This window comes from Flavobacterium davisii (genome assembly GCF_042182265.1).
Classification (GTDB): Bacteria; Bacteroidota; Bacteroidia; order Flavobacteriales; family Flavobacteriaceae; genus Flavobacterium; species Flavobacterium davisii.
Map to the genome: position 1 here is coordinate 1,694,475 of NZ_CP097869.1, position 18,839 is coordinate 1,713,313.

Consider the following 18,839-nt stretch of genomic DNA (forward strand, 5'->3'; position numbering starts at 1 on the left):
TTTATTTACTATAAAAAATTACTCGTACTCTTATCGTCATTTATAAAACAGGAGCGAAATCATATACACTAAATAATGTAATTTTTCCCTTGGGTCGAAGTGACAAACTACGACTAGATGATGGCTTTTGCTCCCTATCTACAAGAAATTTTTTTTGTTCCTTTTTTTGTCTTTTCATCTCGCGCATGAAGTCTAATGCGGAATTTGGGATTGAAATTAGAGCACATACTTGAATTGGAAAAACAATAAAATGGAATAGATTTTAGGCTCCGTCAATTCACTTTGTTCAACTCTAATGCGAAATTTGAATTAAATTCAAAATCGGTAAAAGGATCGGCCTGTTTACTTTTATGAAGTAATGAGTCAAAATGTATAAAAATAGTTGACAAGAACTCTTTTATTTCCTAGATAGAGAGCTGATAGTAGTTCGTTCTAAATCTTTTTATTACATGTCTTTTTTAATCGTTATAAAAATGAATGAAAATTGAAAAGCAAAAGAGTCCTCAAAAAAGAAATTCAAATGATTAATCATTAGAGTATAGGGACTTCTTTTTCAAATGCAGAACCAAAAGAAATGAACGAATCAGTGCTTCCTACACCTTCAATGATATGAATTTTTTCATACAGAATTTTTCTGAACTCCTCATTGTTAGTCGCTACAATTTTTAAAAATAAAGCATATTTTCCTGACACAAAATGACACTCGACTACTTCTGGAATTTCCTTTAGTTTTTCAGCAATCGAATAGGAATAACGTGCTTCCTTTGTAGCAATCCCTGTATAAGTAATCGTTTCATAGCCCATGGCTTTTGCATCCAGTTTTATAGAAAAACCCTTTATGATACCTGCTTCCTGCATTTTCTTAATTCGTTGATGAACTAAAGAGTTTGAAATATTTAATTCTTTGGCTAATTCAGAATAAGCAAAACGACCATCTAAACTTAGTTTTTGAATAATTTTTTTGTTAATATAATCTATTATTTTGTTTAAACCTTGTGACACTTTAATCTTTTTTGAAATGAATATATTAAGAAAATAAGAAAAATAGAATATTGATTTTTTGCTTGTTTTTTATTCTTTTTAAAATATTAATTTGACACAAATATAACTGTATTTATGTCAAATTTTAATAAATTTACTTGGATGTTGTAAATATACTTATAAAAACACTAATTTTGTGTCACATTAAAAAAGAAAACAACACCATGGATAAAGATCAATTATTATCAAAATTATGGGCGCAATACATAGCTATTACCCCATCCGCTGAAAAAATTCACGCATTATTAGCTGCTGAAGGAGAAGTAATAGGAAATGATCATATTGCTATTCGTACATACGATGATAAACGTGTCGATATTTCGGTTTTAGAAAAACCATTTTTAAAAGCAGGTTATGAACCAAAAGGTGAATATATTTTTGAATCTAAAAAATTATTTGCTAAACACTATGAACATGCTACAGATAAAAATGCACCACGTGTATTTATATCACAATTAGAGTTAGCTAAATGTTCGGACACTTTACAAAAAACGGTGAAGGAAATTTTAGATACTTGTGACCAATCGGTATTTGAAAAAGAAGACTTAATTTTGAGCGGAGCTGTATGGGCTAATTCTTCCTATGCAACTTACTCTGCTTTGTTAGAAGAGTCTGAATATGCTGCTTGGATGTATATTTATGGTTTCTGCGCTAATCACTTTACAATTAACGTAAATGCTTTAACTAAATTCCCAACTTTAGAATCTTTAAACCAATTTTTGAAAGATAAAGGTTGGAAATTAAATACTTCTGGTGGCGAAATTAAAGGTACACCAGCTGAATTACTAGAGCAATCAAGTACATTAGCTGATTTATATACTGTAAATTTTGACGAAGGAACTAGAGAAATTCCTTCTTGCTACTATGAGTTCGCACTGCGTTATCCAATGGCTAATGGTGAATTGTATTCAGGTTTTATAGCTGCTTCAGCAGATAAAATTTTTGAAAGTACAGATGTGAAACTTCAGAATGGAACCAAATAAGTTTTTAAATAAAAATTAATACAGAGTTCTCTTATGTAAATAAGAGGACTTTTTTTGTTTTAAAATAAATCTTAATAAAATGATTCTGTATGGTTAATAAAATTCTCCTATTATTTATTTCTTTAACAACATTTGCTCAAACTATTCAAATTGAAAATGATAGAGTAGCTATAGACGGTGTTCCTGTCCTCCAATTAAAAGTGATATCTAATCGCTTCAAATACGATTTATATGACCTGAACAACAATCTGATGCTTCATGCTAAAATGATACCTTGTAGAAATTGTAAAGAATCCAATGAAATTCAATTTGAGTTAACTAATCCCAATTATTCAAACGCAAAGAAATGTTCTGTTTTAGAAGAATCCTTTAGCCGATCCAAAGAATTTATTAAAATGCTATGTCAGTACCATGTATTGAGTCAAAAAGGACTCGATTTAGAACGCCTTTTTACAATAGATGAAGAGCGATTGAAACTAGAATCATTCGAAATGAAACCAGTAGAAGAAAATACAAATAACAAAAAAATTCAAATTATAGAAAATAACTTATTTGTTAATGGAGAAAAAGTAGGCTTTTTTGAAGAAAAAATAGGAAGTTTAGACTTTAAAAACGGTTTGCTAAATTATACTAAATACATTCTATTTGATTTAGATGCTAACTTTATAACTTCTTATTGTACAACAAAAAACGATAATTTCTTTGATCATCCTGATTATTTTAGACTTGTAGAAGCTCTACAGTTTAATCGTTTAATAGTAAGAGATGGAACCGTTTATATATATGATACACTTCAAAAAGAAGATGCTTTAAATCTTTTAGTTACAAAAGCTTTTCAACATAATTACGCGTTAGGACATTTTATTTATGAACAAAATATGGTTGATCCATCCAAATCAGAACAAAAAAAAGAAATGCGATATGTGAACAAAAGCGCTGAGTACTTTTTATGTAAACATAAAGAAATGGTAGGAATAGGAACCTTTGATAAAATACCAGGGTTTAACGATCAATCCGATTTTAAAATAGGAAAACAACACCTTTATTTTAAACCATTAGATATAAATGTAAAACCTTACATCATTCATGGAAAAAATGGAGAAAAAGTATTCATAGAAACTCATAATGAACACAACTCCTATCTTGCCTTTGATCTAGTTAATGCGGATTTTTTTGATGTTTATCAAGCTGTAGAAGACGCAAAAGATTGGTTGACAGTATGGTATGATTTTAGAAAAATAGTATATGAAAATCAAAATTTTTATATTGCATCAGAATATAATCAATTACTGATAAAAGATAAAAGAAAAAATAAAGGAATTCGATTATCTGATAAAAAAGATAAAGCAACGGAACAAATTTTAAATTATTTAAATATTAATTCCGAAGTCCTTAAAAAAGCGAACCCCTTGATTTTATCTGAATTAATACAGATAGTTTCTGTAGCAAAATAAAGCTTTTATTGTTTTATTTTAAATTATTAAAACATACGAATCTGTTATGACACAACACAAAACCTTTATTTTTGATTTCGATAGTACTTTTATACAAGTAGAAGCACTCGATGAGTTATGTACAATTGTTCATGGAAAAACAGCAATAGCCGAAACCGTTTTAAAAACCATTCAAGAAATAACCAATCAAGGAATGGAAGGGAAGCTTACTTTAAAAGAATCATTGTCTAAACGAATCCAATTATTACAAGCACATCGTGATGATTTAGAAGAATTAATCAAAAGGTTAAAAGATAAAATTTCTATTTCAGTTATTCGCAATAAAAAGTTTTTTAAACTTCATAGTGAAAATATATATATTATTTCCAACGGATTTAAAGAAATTATAGTACCTATTGTTCAAGAGTTTGGGATAAAATCCGAAAATGTACTAGCCAATAGTTTTGCTTTTGATCATCAAGGAAATATAGTAGGATTTGATGAAAAAGATGAATTATGTGAAAATAAAGGGAAAGCCCTGAAGATACAATCTCTCAATCTTGAAGGCGAAGTCATTATGATTGGTGATGGTTATACAGATTATGAAGCATTACAATATGGAGTTGTTTCAAAATTTTACGCATTTACAGAAAATGTGCGTCGTCAAGTTGTATTAGATCTAGCAGAAAAAATAGCACCTTCTTTAGATGAAATATTATACGATTTATCCTATAAAGCATCCGTTTCGTACCCTAAAAACAGAATACAAGTTTTATTGTTAGAAAATATTCACCCTGATGCAGTAGCTCAATTTGAAAGAGAAGGTTATCAAGTAACAACTTTAAAAGAGTCCCTTTCTGAAGAGGAGTTATGTAATCAAATCAAAGAAGTTTCAATATTAGGAATTCGTTCCAAAACAACCGTTTCAGCTCGTGTTTTAGAAAAAGCACATAAATTACATGCAATAGGTACTTTTTGTATAGGAACAAATCAAGTAGATCTGCCAGTTTGTAATCAAAAAGGAATAGCTGTTTTTAATGCACCTTACAGTAATACGCGTTCAGTAGTAGAGTTAGCTATTGGAGAGATGATTATGTTAATGCGTGCTACTTTTGAAAAAAGTCAAAAAATGCACCAAGGTATTTGGGATAAGTCAGCTAATGGAAGTGTTGAAATCAGAGGAAAAAAATTAGGTATCGTAGGGTATGGTAGTATTGGTTCTCAACTTTCTATTTTAGCAGAAGCTTTAGGAATGCAAGTGTATTTCTATGATGTAGTAGATAAATTAGCTTTAGGAAATGCTAAAAAATGTACATCACTACAAGAATTGTTAGCACTTGCAGATGTAGTAACGTTGCATGTTGATGGAAGAGAAGAAAATAAAGAACTAATTGGAGCAAAAGCATTTGAAATCATGAAAAAAGGCGTAGTCTTTCTAAACTTGTCACGAGGACATATAGTAGATATGGATGCGCTAATTGCTAATTTAGACAACAATAAAATAAGAGGAGCCGCTATAGATGTGTTTCCTTATGAGCCTAAAAGTAATGATGAAAAATTTTTTTCCTCTTTGCGCGGAAGAGAAAATGTTATATTAACACCACACATTGGAGGAAGTACAGAAGAAGCACAACACGATATAGGAAATTATGTGTCGCAAAAAATAATACAATACATCAATACAGGTACCACCTTTGGAAGTGTTAATCTGCCTGAAATTCAATTGCCTGAATTTGATAATGCACATAGAATAATGCACATACATGAAAATGTAAAAGGTATTTTAGCTCAAATTAATACCATACTGTCTAATGCAAATTGTAATATCTTAGGGCAATATTTAAAAACAAATGAACAAATAGGATACGTAATTACAGATGTAGATAGCTTTTACGATCCAAATTTAGAAAAACAATTAAAAAACATTCCCAATACAATACGATATAGGATTTTGTATTAGATAAAGTGGCTTAAAAAGTTTAAACACCCCAGTATCTGAAAATATAAATAAATATAAAGAAAATAAAAGTCTCTCTTTAAAAAAATGTAAAAGTAAGCATGAAATTAGATGTTTTAGCACAATCGTTAAAAGGAAAGTTATATCATGATAAAACTATGCGTACACTATACGCCACAGATGCTAGTGCGTACCGTGAAATGCCCATGGCTGTAGCAGTCCCAGAATCAAAAGAAGATATAAAAAAAATAATTGATTTTGCTCGTGCCAACCAATTAAGTGTTATACCTCGTGCAGCAGGAACCTCATTAGCAGGACAAGTAGTAGGACAAGGTATTGTAGTAGATATATCTCAAAAATTCACATCTATTTTAAGTGTAAATAAAGAAGAAAAATCCGCTTGGGTAGAACCTGGAGTAATCCGAGATGAGCTGAATTTACATCTGAAAAATTATGGTTTATTCTTTGGTCCAGAAACCTCCACCAGCAATCGCTGTATGATTGGTGGAATGGTAGGTAATAACGCTTGTGGCGCTCGATCCGTTATATATGGCTCTACTCGAGAGCATTTGTTAGAAATTAAAGGCTTTTTAGCAGACGGAAATGAAGTTACTTTTGGCGAATTAACAAATGAAGAATTTGATGCAAAATGCCAAGGTATAAATGTAGTAAGTGAATTAGAACAAAACATTTATTTACAAGCAAAAGAAATATTATCCAATCCAGTCAATCAAGAGCTATTTAATACTAATTATCCTAAAAAAACAATTCCAAGACGTAATACGGGATATGCTTTAGATCTATTGGCAGATACAGCACCCTTTGGAAATTTTCAAGAAAAATTTAATTTCTGTAAGCTTATAGCAGGTTCAGAAGGAACTTTGTTTTTTTCAACAGAAATAAAATTGAATTTAGTAGATGCACTAAAGCCCAAAGCTGGTTTAGTATGTGTGCATTGTAATAGTATTAATGAATCCTTAAAAGCTAATTTAATAGCTTTAGAATACAATCCCGACAGTATAGAATTAATAGATCATTATATTTTAGATTGTACAAAAGAAAATATCGAACAAAGTAAAAACCGTTTCTTTGTTCAAGGAGATCCGAAAGCTATTCTAGTAGTAGAATTTCTTCGTGATACAATAGAAGAAATTCAAGAAGCAGCTCAAAAAATGGAAAAACAAATGAAAGCCGCTGGCTTAGGTTACCATTTTCCAATCGTTTATGGAGAAGATACAAATAAAGTCTGGAATCTTCGTAAAGCAGGTTTAGGATTATTGTCCAATATTCCAGGAGATGCAAAAGCAGTAGCTGTAATTGAAGACACAGCAGTAGCTGTAGAAGACTTACCTGATTTTATTGAAGAATTTAATCAAATTTTAGAAAGTAGAAATTTATACTGCGTACATTATGCACACGCCGCTACAGGAGAATTACATTTACGTCCCATTATAGATCTAAAAACAAAAGAAGGAACCGCTATGTTTCGCACTATAGCAACCGATATAGCACATTTGGTAAAAAAATACAAAGGTTCATTAAGTGGAGAACATGGAGATGGACGTTTACGAGGTGAATTTATTCCACTCATGTTAGGACATGAAATTTATCAAATGTTTATTCAAGTAAAAAATACTTGGGATCCTTGGAATGTATTTAATCCGAATAAAATTGTTAATACACCTCCTATGGATACTTCATTACGTTATCAAGCAGGACAATTAACCCCAATGCCTCAAACTTATTTTGACTTTTCAGATTTAAATGGCTTTGTACGTTCAGCGGAAATGTGTAATGGCTCTGGAGATTGTCGTAAAACAGAAAAAAGTGGAGGAACCATGTGTCCTAGTTATATGGCAACTCGTAACGAAAAACATACCACAAGAGCAAGAGCTAATATTTTACGTGAAACCATCACACATTCTAAAAAAACGAATCCATTTGATCATGAAGAAATAATAGATGTTCTAGACCTTTGTTTGAGTTGTAAAGGTTGTAAGTCAGAATGTCCTTCTAATGTCGATATGGCAAAACTAAAAGCAGAAGCTTTACAGCAATATCATGATAAAAACGGAATAAAATTTCGTTCCAAACTAATTGGCCATACACCACGAGTAAATAAGTTATTTGAAAACACTCCTTTCTTATACAATTTATCGACCAAAGGTTTTTTAGGAACATTAATAAAAAAAACAACAGGGTTTGCAACAAAACGATCACTACCTGAAATGCACAAAATAACCTTTGAAAAATGGATTACTCAATTTAATCAAGAAGGGACTTTTGTAAATGGAAATGTTTATTTGTATAATGATGAATTCCTGAATTACTTTGATGTAACGATTGGACAAACAGCTGTTAAGTTATTAAATAAATTAGGATATAAAGTTATAGTTCTAGAAATAGGAATGAGCGGAAGAACTTATTTGTCAAAAGGAATGATCAAAATTGCCCGCGAAATAGCAGAGAAAAATATAAAAAAAATAGATGATTTACTGCCTCAAAATGCCGTTTTAGTAGGGATAGAGCCATCTGCTATTTTAACTTTTAGAGATGAGTATCCTGATTTATGTCGAGGTGAGTTAAAAGATAAAGCAAAGCAAATGGCTAAACGCACTTTTTTAATTGAAGAATTTTTAGCACAAGAAATAGAAAAAGGAAAAATTACTTCTGAAAGTTTTACAGATAAAGAAGAGCGTGTTCGTATGCACGGACACTGTTTCCAAAAAGCTCTTTCCTCTTTAGTTCCATTAAAACAAATATTGTCATTACCAAAGAATTACACGGTTTTAAATATCCCGAGCGGTTGTTGTGGTATGGCAGGTTCATTTGGATATGAAAAAGAACATTACCAAATTTCGATGAATATAGGAGAACTCGTGCTGTTTCCAACAATTCGACAAGAAGCAAAAGAAACTATTATTTCAGCCTCAGGGACAAGTTGCCGTCATCAGATTGCAGATGGAACAGGAAGAATGGCGGAACATCCTGTAGAAATTTTATATAAAGCACTAAAATAAAAGAGTACCAGTGCGATTAATTCAATAAGAAATATACTCAAATTTAAAAACCCAAATTAATCCAAGCAATAAGATTAATTTGGGTTTCTTTTTTGTTAGAAAATTATGAAGTGTTGTTTTAATTTTAATTTTGTTTTTAGTTTTAAAATTTGAAAAATAAATTAAAAATAGATTTAAAAACTAAATATTTGTATTTTTACAAAATAATATTCTAATAATGTTATTTTTGTTCAAAAAAAGTAAAGATGAGTAGTCCCGATTTAGCAGTTTCAGAACAGTTACAACAATTATTGTCCCAAGTAGAAGACCGTACAAAGTATTTTTTAGGATATCCCGTTTCGAAAGATTTTGATTATTCCGAACTACTTCCTTTTTTGCAATTCCCAATGAACAATTTAGGAGATCCATTTGTAAAATCAACTTATCAAGTAGATTCACGTGAAATGGAGCGCGAAGTGGTTCGCTTTTTTGCAGAGTTATTCAGGGCTAATCCAGAAAACGTTTGGGGGTATGTAACAAATGGTGGATCAGAAGGGAATTTGTATGGATTATATGTTGCAAGGGAACTATATCCTAATGCTATGGTTTATTTTTCTGAAGATACGCATTATAGCATTCAAAAAAATGTAACACTCCTCAATATGGAATATGTTATTGTGCGTTCACAAGAAAATGGAGAGATAGATTATAGCGATTTAAAAGAAGCTATTCGTTATAATAGACATCGTCCTGTTGTGATCGTAGCCAATATAGGTACAACGATGACAGAAGCAAAAGATCATATTCCAACAATTAAAGAAATAATAGGAGATATGGCCATTGAAAAACACTATATACATGCTGATGCAGCTTTGGCAGGAGGATTTGCTCCGTTTGTAGAGCCACGTCCTGCTTTTGATTTTGTAGATGGATGTGATAGTATTTCGGTAAGTGGACATAAATTTATTGGTTCGCCAATGCCTTCGGGAGTAGTTGTGGTTAAAAAAGAAAACAGAGACAGGATAGCGAAGAAAATAGCTTATATAGGATCATCAGATGCTACGATTACAGGTTCTAGAAACGGACATAGTCCATTGTTTTTATGGTATGCAATTAAAAAATTAGGTATCCAAGGTTTTGCTTCTCGTACGCAACATAGTTTAAAAGTAGCAGCTTATACAGAGCAACGATTAAATGAAATGGGAGTAAAAGCTTGGCGTAACCCAAATGCAATTACAGTAGTATTTCCGTCGCCTTCTATTGAAGTTCGTGCAAAATGGCAATTAGCAACAGAGAAAGGATATTCGCATATTATTTGTATGCCCAATGTTACTTTTGAACAAATAGATGAGTTTATTTCCGATATTTTAAAATTAAATCATTGATTTGGAGTTGTTTAAAAATAAAATGAATTAAAAATGATAAAAGTGCTTGTAGATCTCAATAAACGTTGTATATTTGCACTCGAAATAGCGCGGGATAGAGCAGTAGGCAGCTCGTCGGGCTCATAACCCGAAGGTCACAGGTTCGAGTCCTGTTCCCGCTACTAAGTTTTGAAAAAAACTATAAAATACAATCGCACAGCGCGGGATAGAGCAGTAGGCAGCTCGTCGGGCTCATAACCCGAAGGTCACAGGTTCGAGTCCTGTTCCCGCTACTAAGTTTTTAAAAAAACTATAAAATACAAATCGCACAGCGCGGGATAGAGCAGTAGGCAGCTCGTCGGGCTCATAACCCGAAGGTCACAGGTTCGAGTCCTGTTCCCGCTACTAAATAACCCCTTCATTCATGAAGGGGTTATTTTTTAATACCTTTTAAAAGAAATTCAGTTTATCCTGTAAAATCTCAGATTTTAGATTAGACTTAGTTTTGAAACAAAAAAATCAATAAATTCAACTGCTTACGAAAATTATAGAAAAAGATATAAGGCGCTTTTTTGATGATTAAAATTAGAGTATGTGCTTGAATTTGAAGAAAAATAAAGAGGAATAGATATTTTGCTTATTTACTTCGAGTCTAATGCGAAATTTGAGTTGATTTATGGGTTTTGAATTGGGGTTTTGGATGAAAATCTGAAAAAGGGATATTGGAAATATTGTATTGTGAGAAAAGAACCAATGAATTTAGTTGCTTTGTTTCTTTTTAGGGTAAATGAAAATGTAAAAAATAAGTAGCAATAAAATACCTAATCCAAAAGGAAATGCAGCAAGAGAACGCCCTTTTAAATCTAATATCAATATTTTTTCATCAAATTTGAAAAACTCAGATGACATCCACCAAGTATTGGCTATAATCCAAAGAAACACAGCAATATTGTGATATAGTTCTGAAAGGTCAGCTTTGTTTTTAAAAATAAAATAAAGACTAATGCTAACGGTTGGAATAGCCATTATTATACCTAAATTTTTAAATTCTAAACACCAACACATATCTTTAATTAGCCAAAAAACAATGTGTAAATTTTCTATAAAACGAAGTTTTTTTGAAATATGGAATTCGTTAGAGTCTTTGGAGCTTTTCATTAGCTTTAGATTTGAGTTGATGGGGTAAAAATAATTCAAATAGATTTAATATAGTAAAACTCTATGGAAAAACGCTATAAGAGTTTGTGTTTTAGCCTGTGATTTTTTTAATCTAGATTACGAATTAGACTTCGTTTTGAAATAAAAAATTGAGGTTAGGGTGAAGGAAAGGGGATATGAATGTGTGTTTTTTTAGATGTGAGTGTTTAAAAAAATAGTAATAATATGTAGTTTGTTGCTTCTGTGGTAGGAGGAGTTGTTTTTTTATCTATTCGCTACATTCGAGTCTTCTTTGTTTGAAATAATATTTTCGGTCTTTTAAAAATAATCTAATAGAGGATGAAAAATGACGTACTCTTTTAGATTTAAAGTAATTTTTATTTGGGGTAAGTTTTTAATATAATCAGGGTGAGTCTTTATGAGGTTGATAATATTGTTTCTAATTGAAGCTGAAAACGTTTGATAGTTGAATTTTTATATTAAATAAAGTTTTTCAGTATCTTTGCTGCTGATTTGTAAGAAAATATAAAATACGCACTATTACTAAGCTGTATTTTATCTAAGGATAAGTGTTAAGAAAGAGAAGAGAGCTTTTGATGTACTATATTGATCGAAAGTTTTGTCTTCTAAAATAGATTTAGCCTTTTATTATGTCTTTTAGGTTAAAAAGGGTTTCGTAAGGTAAAGACAAGAAAGAAAAGAGCGTTTGTAAAAAGTTATCTTTAAAGACGAATTCGAGGTTCATATCCTTTAAAAAAAGGTACAGGTTCGAGTCCTGTTCTTGTTTCTAGTTAAGTCATTCGGAAAAGAGTGGCTTTTTTATTGTAAAAAAATATGAAAAGAGTAGTAGAGTATCGCAAATTATTGGAAGTAGATAAGAATGTTAGTCTAAAGGAATTAAAGACTATTTATCGAAATGCGATGAAAGAAATACATCCCGATAAATTTGCTAATGATGAAGAAGGACGTGTTTTAGCAGAAGAAAAAAGTAAGGAAATTATTAATGCATATCATTTTTTGGTTAGCATAGCGAATGAGACACGGGATAAAAATTTTCCTGAGTATCAAGAAATGGTTGCTAATTTTCCTATAGTTGATTTTTATTTGGAAAAACAAGTTTTGTTTGTAACCTATCTTAATGGTATGACTTATGAATACCTTGGAATTCCAAAAAACGTTTATATCAAAATGATTAATGCTGAATCTCCTAACCGATTTGCTAAAAGACATATTTATGGACAATATATCTATCGTAAATCAGGTGAAGCCATTTTAGATTAAAAGTAATTTTGAAAAATAACTAGAAAATTTGTTGAAAAAGATATCTGAAAGATTGTAATCTTTTACTTCGATTGGAGAGAGACTTGAAATAAGCAAGCGAAATTAAATTATAGAATATAATTTAATTTCGCTTGTCTTTGAATGGAGATGCTAGGTGTTTATTTTACTTAAATGCTCTTTCTTGCTGCGTTTTTATTCTTTTCCTTCTATATAATCTTGTAGATATTCAAATTTAGGCGTTAGCTTGCCATTTTTGCAAATAGTAGCTCTTTCTAATATTTGATCAGCATCATTGTTGTAAAATGATGGAATGACATACTCTAAAAAGGTTTTTCCAAATCCTTCACTTGCATCTTTAGGGAGTTCGCACGGAAGATTGTCAACAGCCATTACGGCTATAGCGCGCGGATCTTCAAAATGAATCTCACGATGTTCGTTCGGTAAATAACCATAAATAGGTTCGGCAATTGTTGATGCTCTAAGCGTACAAGCTACAGGGCCATTTACATCACAGGATATGTCGGCAACTACCTTTATTTTATTGTCAGTAGCTTTTAGCATTTCTTTTGTGAGTATATAAGGGGCGTTATTGCCATAAAAATGACCCGCCATGAAGATGTCAGCGACTTTAGTAAAACGTTCAAAATTAGAAATATACTCTTCAGGATGTGTATAAAAATCCTTTTTGTTAAAAGGGCTTCCGTCTTTTCGACGATTGTAGTCCTCTAAGTCTATATGGGTGTATACAGGACGATCGTAAGATTTAGTTAAAAAGTCGTCAATGCTAACTTGTTTCATCTTCATTGCGTCTAGCATTTCTTTAGCACCTAGGCCTACTTTGCCATGACCTGTTAAGACTATTTTAATTGGAGGAAGTGTAATCCTTTTTAATCGGTCTATTAAATCTTGTTGATCTTTTAAGGTTTCTGCTTTTGCAATGTTGTATAAATCGTATTTTAAGCCAAATGCTCTAATGCCATTATAAGCGCCTACTATACCCGCATAGCGTCCAAAACCAATTAAACGTTTGTTGTTTGTGTCTACTATCGTTTCGTGATCTATTAGTCGGATATTTTTTTCTAAACAAGCAACTAGTAGTTTTCGATTATAAGGTTGCTTTTTTATAGTGTGAGAAAAAAAGAAGTAAGTTTTATTAGGGATTAACGCTTCAACAGGTACTTCTTTTACACCTATTAATATGTCGCAATCTGTTAAATCGGTATCTATAGAAATGCCTAATTTGCTATATTCTTCATCTTTAAAGATACGAATATCAGAAGTTTCAACTTCAAAATTGGCTTCTGGAAAGACTTCTTTTACTCTTAGTAATTCTTGTGGTGAAAAAACAACACGTCTATCGGGTGGGTTTTTTCTCTCTTTGATAATGCCAAATTTCATCTGTTTAGTAGTTTTAAAGGATGGTTTTATAACTTAAGAGTTTAATTTTGTTGCAAATATAACGTTTAAAAGATATTGTGCAATTTTAAAGATGAGTTGTTTTTATGAAAAGTATAGAGGTTTGGTTATATTTGCCGCCCATTTTGTATGAAATTAATGAAAGAAGGTTTTGGGAATTGATAATTTTAAAATGGAAATTTCTTTATAAAAAATAGTTATGAGGTTATTTAATATTTGTGCGTCCACTATAATAGTTGTGTTTTTTTTATTTGCTTGTACAAATAAAAAAACGAAAGTAAAAAATAAGGAAGAGTATAAAATAGGTAAAATTTATACGATGAAACCTTTTGAAATGGCTACGTCTGGTATAGATTCAAAAGAATTACAAAAGATTCAAGATAGTATGGATTATCTGTATGATAAAGAATTTTTTAGTAATGATTTTTCGGGAGGTGTTTTAGTTGCTAAAAATGGGAAAATCTTATATGAACGATATAGCGGAATGAGTAATTTTGAAGAAAAAAGACCTATAACAGCAGAAACACCTCTTCATATAGCATCTGTAAGTAAAGTTTTAACAGCTACAGCTGTATTGTTATTGATAGATTCTAATATGTTAAAGTTAGATGAAAAAGTAAGTGCTATTTTAGAAGGATTTCCGTATAAAGACATAACCGTCCGTATGTTATTAAATCATAGAAGTGGTTTGAGGAATTATAGTTATTTTATAGAAGATAAAGGAGTTTGGCAAAGGGGTAAAATTTTGCATAACAATGATTTAGTTACAATTATGCAAAATGGAAAAATAGGGTTAGAGTTTAAACCTGATACTCGATTTAGTTATTGTAATACTAATTATGCTTTGTTAGCATTAATTATTGAAAAAGTATCAAAAATGGATTATCGTACAGCGATGAGTAAAATGATATTTCAACCATTAGGGATGAAAAATACTTACGTTTTTGATTTAAGTAAGCATGCTGATACAGCAAGTTGCTCCTATAAAGGGCATTATATAAAATATCCTTTAAACCATTTAGATGATATTTATGGAGATAAGAATATATACGCTACACCTCGCGATTTGTTAAAGTTTGATAAAGCAACGTATGATCCTGATTTTTTAAATAAAAAACTTTTGACAGAAGTTTATAAAGGATATAGTTATGAGGCCAGAGGAATTCGAAATTATGGGTTAGGAATTCGAATGCTAGAGTGGAAAGATGGCAAACAAATGTTTTATCATAATGGATGGTGGCATGGTAATACATCTGCTTATATTACATTAAAAAAAGAAAAAGTTACCTTGATTGCTTTATCTAATAAGTATACTCGTAAGGCCTATTATATGAAGTTAGCAACAGGTCTTTTTGGAGATTATCCTTTTCATATACATAAAAAAGGAGATGAAATAGTAGAATAATTTGTTTTAGAATTATTTTGTAGTTTATGAAAAGTTCTTAATTTTGTGGGACTAATTGGGGTCGACTGGTTTTGACAGCGAGTGGAATTAATTAGTAAGCATGCCGAGCCAAGTATGGTAGGCTCGTAAATATCTGCTATACGAACATTACACGGCGAAAATAATTACGCTTTAGCTGCTTAATCCGAATTATAGTACGATTTGCCTAGTTCCTACAAGGTAGGAAAGCTAGATTTTCCTCAAAAGCCTTGGTTTACGGCGGTTGGTTAAGGAGAACCGTAAAAGTAACCCTAGAAAAGGTAAAGCTTTAAATCCTTTTTGACACGGATAAAGCTAAGCTGAGAGTGGTCGTTTTCAACCTTGCTTTCAGTCGAAAAATTAAGTGAAAACTAAGCATGTAGAAAGCTCTTTGATTGCTTGTTTGGACGAGAGTTCGATTCTCTCCGACTCCACGAAAAGCCTTGTTTTTCAAGGCTTTTTAAATTTTACGACCGACAATTGCCCGATAAAGTATTTTTTTATAAAAACGGACATAAAAATTCTCTTTAAAATTCATCTGTAGAATCCTCCAAAATGAAGTAATGGATCAAGAACAAAAGGTGGGGATTAAGCAAAAAGATTGGATAATCTGAATAAGAAAAAATCGATATTTCTTACCTCTCTAAACTGACTCCTAAAGGCTTTTTTTGCATTAAAAGATTCGCAGCTGCATTAGTACTTCTATTATCAAAGTAGTTTAGTATTGATTGATAATTGACTGTTAACCCTTTAGAGACTAACTCTGTGTGATCAAACTCTATTGGCGGTTTTGCTTTTTCTTCAAAATAGAGATGCAGGCTTTCTTGTGAATTATAAACTGAAATTATTTCAAAATAATCAACTAGAAAATCAGGAAGTATCAATTTTAAAAGATCTGTAGGGTTCATAAGTAGTGTTCAATTTTGACAAAGCTCTCTTTTTTTAATTGTCCTCCTCAACTTTTGTTTTTAATCTTTTATTGCCTTGGCAAAAATAAAAAATTGCCTTTTTTGACGGAATTTTTAAATTATTTAAAAACAATAACCGAATTATTTGAATTATTTAAAAAAAATTTTAATAAATAATTTAAAAATGTACTTTTGCAAAAAAATAAAAAACTAAATGTCAATTACTCTTAATAGATTTCTCTTTATTCTTTTAATTTTTGTGAAAATGAGTTTTATAGCTCAAAATAAAGAAGTAAGTCCTTTAAAAATCATTGCACGCGGACAGAAAGACAAAATTTTATTGCGATGGGGAGTTACCTCTGCGTCTGAGTGGAAAAAAGCTCTTAAAACGGGATTTATACTAACCCGTTATACTGTTAAAAAAGGGAATCAATTAATAGCTGAACCTGAGAAAAAAATATTGACTGTTAATCCTTTATTACCACAACCTTTGGAGCAGTGGGCTGAACTAATCCAGAAAGACAATTATGCTGCTATTGTTGCACAGTCTATATATGGTGAGGAATTCCAAATTAGTGGACAAAATAATAATTCTATTTCCAAAATTATTGAGACAGCCGATGAAATGGAGCAACGTCATACTTTCGGTTTATTTGCTGCCGATATGAGTTTTGAAGGCGCATTAAAAGCGGGTTGGGGATTTGTTGATAATTCTATCGTTAGAAATGAGGTTTATGTCTATCAAATTAGTATTCCTAATAGTAAGTTCAAATCGGCATCTGTATTAGTGGGTATGAAAGATTATAAAAAACTACCTGCAATAGATGATTTAATTGCTGTTTCTGATGATAAAAAAGTATTGATTTCCTGGGATTACGAATCGTATAAAGATGTATTTACATCTTATAAAATTGAACGTTCCGAAGATGGAGTAGCATTTTCACCAATAACTAATGCACCTATAGTAAATATGAATGAGCAAAAAGGTGTACAATCTAAACGATTATATTATGTAGATACTTTAGCTCAAAATGATAAAACTTATCATTACAAATTATATGGCATTAGTGCTTTTGGTGAAAAAGGACAGTTGAGCAAAGTTATTACAGCAAAAGGTGTCCATGATGTTTTTTTACCCACACGTATAGATGATTATAAAATTACTAAAGACAATAGTGTTATATTAGATTGGTCTTATCCAAATGATTTAGAAAATCATATTGCTGGTTTTGAAGTCAACCATTCAGAAGATGAAAAGGGACCTTATCAAAAAGTAACTGAATTGCTTTCTCCACAAACGCGCAAATTTGAATATAAAAATTTAGGGCCATCCAATTACTTTAAAATCTTTGTGGTTGGAAAAAATAACAAAAGACTTAATTCGCAAAGTACTTTGGTACAACCCATTGATTCCATTCCTCCTATGAAACCTCTAGGTTTAGAAGGTACTATTGACAGTTTAGGCGTGGTTAAATTAAAATGGAACGCGAATATAGAGAAAGATTTATTAGGGTACAGAATTTTGAAAGCTAATAATGTCAATGAAGAGTTTGTTGATATTCACACCAAACCATTTCAGGGAACAAGTTATACGGATAAAGTAAGTTTAAAAATGTCGAATCCTAAAGTATATTATCGTTTGGCGGCAGAAGACAAGCGCTATAATATTTCTGAGATGTCAGCTATTTTGGTACTCGAAAAGCCGGATCGTATCCCACCCACAGCTCCAATTTTTAAAGATTATAGCGTAAGTAAAGGAAAAATTCATTTAGAGTGGGTACGAAGTTATAGTGAAGATGTGGTTTCGCATCATCTGCGCCGTAAAAAGCAAGGAGAAAAAGAATGGACAGAAATTCTGAAAGTACACGATACGCTACAAAGTTATACCGATGAAAATTTAGAAAATAAGAACACCTATCAGTATGCCATAGTAGCCAAAGATAAAGTGGGTTTAACTTCCTCACTAGAGCATTCAGTAGTTACCGTTGAATTTATTGATATGAATCCTATTGCTATTATTGAAAATTTAATAGGAACAGTAGATAGAGAACAGCGAAAAATACTACTGACATGGCGTTTTAAAAAATCTAAAGAAAAGATAAAGGGGGTGAGTATATATAGGAATAAATTAGGAGAAGCCCCTTCATTATGGAAAGAAATAAACAAGCCTATTCAAGAAATTACTGACACGCAATTAAGTATGAATACAGAGTATGAATATCATCTTTTGGTAAACTTGGAATCTGGTAATCCTTGTAAATCGGAAAGTGTAGTTTTAAATTATTAAATTCTAACATCAAATGAAACATCAAATGAAAAAAGCAATTATTTTATTAATGAGCATAGCTTCATTATCTAGCATCTATTCTTGCACGAAAGAAAATGACCAAACAACTTCAATAGTTGCTACTCCTAAAATTGAAGGAAAATGGTTTATCATAAAACAAGGCGAAATTAAAAATGGAGAGGAAATTTTACAAGATTTTACAGATAATCAACCTGGGTGTTCAAAAAACTATTATACATTTGATACTGATGGAAATATGTCTTCTACTTCATTTAGTAGTAATTGTCAGATAAATAGTGTAGAAAAAGCCACGTGGAAACGTGAGGGAAATATAATCAAATTATATGAAAAAGATACTATACTAAAAACATTTGAAATAATTAAACATACAGACACAGAATTAAAAATGAAATTTATACAAAATAATGTTGTTTTAATTATTGTTTTTTCACGAAATTAAAAATATTATGAATGTCCGTTTTCTAACATAAATTAATTTTGAAGAGAACTTATCATTCCTTCGAAGGAAGAATCTGTTTGTTAATCAGTAGATCCTTCACTTTACTTCGTTTTGTTCAGAATGACAAAT

General features: G+C 31.0%; 13 protein-coding genes, 3 tRNA genes and 1 other RNA gene. 13 read left to right on the forward strand and 4 right to left on the reverse strand.

Going from position 1 to position 18,839, the window contains the following annotated elements:
- Window positions 1-531: 531 nt before the first annotated feature.
- Window positions 532-1,002, reverse strand: coding sequence for an Lrp/AsnC family transcriptional regulator (locus NAB20_RS07090; protein WP_088393187.1), 471 nt, complete (start codon window positions 1,000-1,002; stop codon window positions 532-534).
- Between the two features lie 173 nt (window positions 1,003-1,175).
- Here NAB20_RS07090 and NAB20_RS07095 point away from each other — a divergent pair, with 173 nt between their 5' ends.
- From NAB20_RS07095 to NAB20_RS07130, 8 genes are all read left to right on the forward strand, one after another.
- Window positions 1,176-2,024: a DUF1338 domain-containing protein gene (locus NAB20_RS07095; protein ID WP_235819761.1), complete on the forward strand. Its 849-nt coding sequence runs from the start codon at window positions 1,176-1,178 to the stop codon at window positions 2,022-2,024.
- Window positions 2,025-2,113: 89 nt separating this feature from the next.
- Window positions 2,114-3,478: a hypothetical protein gene (locus tag NAB20_RS07100; RefSeq protein WP_375605764.1), complete on the forward strand. Its 1,365-nt coding sequence runs from the start codon at window positions 2,114-2,116 to the stop codon at window positions 3,476-3,478.
- Between the two features lie 46 nt (window positions 3,479-3,524).
- The gene (gene serA, locus NAB20_RS07105; protein WP_127823639.1) at window positions 3,525-5,417 is read left to right on the forward strand and encodes a phosphoglycerate dehydrogenase; all 1,893 of its coding nucleotides are present in this window, start codon (window positions 3,525-3,527) and stop codon (window positions 5,415-5,417) included.
- A gap of 98 nt (window positions 5,418-5,515) precedes the next feature.
- Entirely contained in the window at window positions 5,516-8,434 is a 2,919-nt protein-coding gene (locus NAB20_RS07110; RefSeq protein ID WP_105196166.1) for an FAD-binding and (Fe-S)-binding domain-containing protein, read from the forward strand.
- A gap of 245 nt (window positions 8,435-8,679) precedes the next feature.
- On the forward strand, window positions 8,680-9,798 hold the full coding sequence (locus tag NAB20_RS07115; RefSeq protein ID WP_088393177.1) for a histidine decarboxylase: 1,119 nt from the start codon (window positions 8,680-8,682) through the stop codon (window positions 9,796-9,798).
- Window positions 9,799-9,886: 88 nt separating this feature from the next.
- A tRNA-Met gene (locus NAB20_RS07120) sits at window positions 9,887-9,959 on the forward strand.
- A 38-nt stretch (window positions 9,960-9,997) separates the two neighbouring features.
- Window positions 9,998-10,070, forward strand: a tRNA-Met gene (locus tag NAB20_RS07125).
- 39 nt (window positions 10,071-10,109) lie between these two features.
- Window positions 10,110-10,182: transfer RNA gene (locus tag NAB20_RS07130), tRNA-Met, on the forward strand.
- Window positions 10,183-10,536: 354 nt separating this feature from the next.
- Here NAB20_RS07130 and NAB20_RS07135 read toward each other — a convergent pair.
- Window positions 10,537-10,935, reverse strand: coding sequence for a hypothetical protein (locus tag NAB20_RS07135; protein ID WP_105196167.1), 399 nt, complete (start codon window positions 10,933-10,935; stop codon window positions 10,537-10,539).
- A gap of 834 nt (window positions 10,936-11,769) precedes the next feature.
- On the opposite strand from NAB20_RS07135, the gene NAB20_RS07140 reads away from it, so the two are divergent.
- Complete coding sequence (locus NAB20_RS07140) at window positions 11,770-12,216, forward strand: KTSC domain-containing protein (protein ID WP_375605765.1); 447 nt, start codon at window positions 11,770-11,772, stop codon at window positions 12,214-12,216.
- A 192-nt stretch (window positions 12,217-12,408) separates the two neighbouring features.
- Here NAB20_RS07140 and NAB20_RS07145 read toward each other — a convergent pair whose 3' ends face one another.
- Window positions 12,409-13,614, reverse strand: coding sequence for an NAD(P)-dependent oxidoreductase (locus NAB20_RS07145; RefSeq protein WP_127823655.1), 1,206 nt, complete (start codon window positions 13,612-13,614; stop codon window positions 12,409-12,411).
- Between the two features lie 337 nt (window positions 13,615-13,951).
- Between NAB20_RS07145 and NAB20_RS07150 the strand changes: the two genes are divergently transcribed.
- Together NAB20_RS07150 and ssrA are read left to right on the forward strand one after the other, a co-directional pair.
- Window positions 13,952-15,037: a beta-lactamase family protein gene (locus tag NAB20_RS07150; RefSeq protein WP_240668970.1), complete on the forward strand. Its 1,086-nt coding sequence runs from the start codon at window positions 13,952-13,954 to the stop codon at window positions 15,035-15,037.
- Window positions 15,038-15,094: 57 nt separating this feature from the next.
- Window positions 15,095-15,492, forward strand: a transfer-messenger RNA (tmRNA) gene (gene ssrA / locus NAB20_RS07155).
- 198 nt (window positions 15,493-15,690) lie between these two features.
- Here the strand turns inward: ssrA and NAB20_RS07160 are convergent.
- A complete protein-coding gene (locus tag NAB20_RS07160; RefSeq protein ID WP_240668973.1) occupies window positions 15,691-15,963 on the reverse strand; it encodes a hypothetical protein in 273 nt (90 codons plus the stop codon).
- Between the two features lie 265 nt (window positions 15,964-16,228).
- Here NAB20_RS07160 and NAB20_RS07165 point away from each other — a divergent pair, with 265 nt between their 5' ends.
- Window positions 16,229-18,250 carry a fibronectin type III domain-containing protein gene (locus NAB20_RS07165; protein WP_375605766.1) on the forward strand — a complete coding sequence of 674 codons (2,022 nt, stop codon included), beginning with the start codon at window positions 16,229-16,231 and terminating at the stop codon, window positions 18,248-18,250.
- 25 nt (window positions 18,251-18,275) lie between these two features.
- On the forward strand, window positions 18,276-18,710 hold the full coding sequence (locus NAB20_RS07170) for a lipocalin family protein (protein ID WP_181142863.1): 435 nt from the start codon (window positions 18,276-18,278) through the stop codon (window positions 18,708-18,710).
- The last annotated feature ends 129 nt before the right edge of the window (window positions 18,711-18,839 follow it).

Coding starts and splice junctions, on each gene's coding strand:
- NAB20_RS07100 (WP_375605764.1), top strand. CDS start 2,114: ATGGTTAATAAAATTCTCCTATTATTTATTTCTTTAACAACATTTGCT.
- serA (WP_127823639.1), top strand. CDS start 3,525: ATGACACAACACAAAACCTTTATTTTTGATTTCGATAGTACTTTTATA.
- NAB20_RS07110 (WP_105196166.1), top strand. CDS start 5,516: ATGAAATTAGATGTTTTAGCACAATCGTTAAAAGGAAAGTTATATCAT.
- NAB20_RS07115 (WP_088393177.1), top strand. CDS start 8,680: ATGAGTAGTCCCGATTTAGCAGTTTCAGAACAGTTACAACAATTATTG.
- NAB20_RS07135 (WP_105196167.1), bottom strand. CDS start 10,935: ATGAAAAGCTCCAAAGACTCTAACGAATTCCATATTTCAAAAAAACTT.
- NAB20_RS07140 (WP_375605765.1), top strand. CDS start 11,770: ATGAAAAGAGTAGTAGAGTATCGCAAATTATTGGAAGTAGATAAGAAT.
- NAB20_RS07145 (WP_127823655.1), bottom strand. CDS start 13,614: ATGAAATTTGGCATTATCAAAGAGAGAAAAAACCCACCCGATAGACGT.
- NAB20_RS07150 (WP_240668970.1), top strand. CDS start 13,952: ATGAAACCTTTTGAAATGGCTACGTCTGGTATAGATTCAAAAGAATTA.
- NAB20_RS07160 (WP_240668973.1), bottom strand. CDS start 15,963: ATGAACCCTACAGATCTTTTAAAATTGATACTTCCTGATTTTCTAGTT.
- NAB20_RS07165 (WP_375605766.1), top strand. CDS start 16,229: ATGAGTTTTATAGCTCAAAATAAAGAAGTAAGTCCTTTAAAAATCATT.
- NAB20_RS07170 (WP_181142863.1), top strand. CDS start 18,276: ATGAAAAAAGCAATTATTTTATTAATGAGCATAGCTTCATTATCTAGC.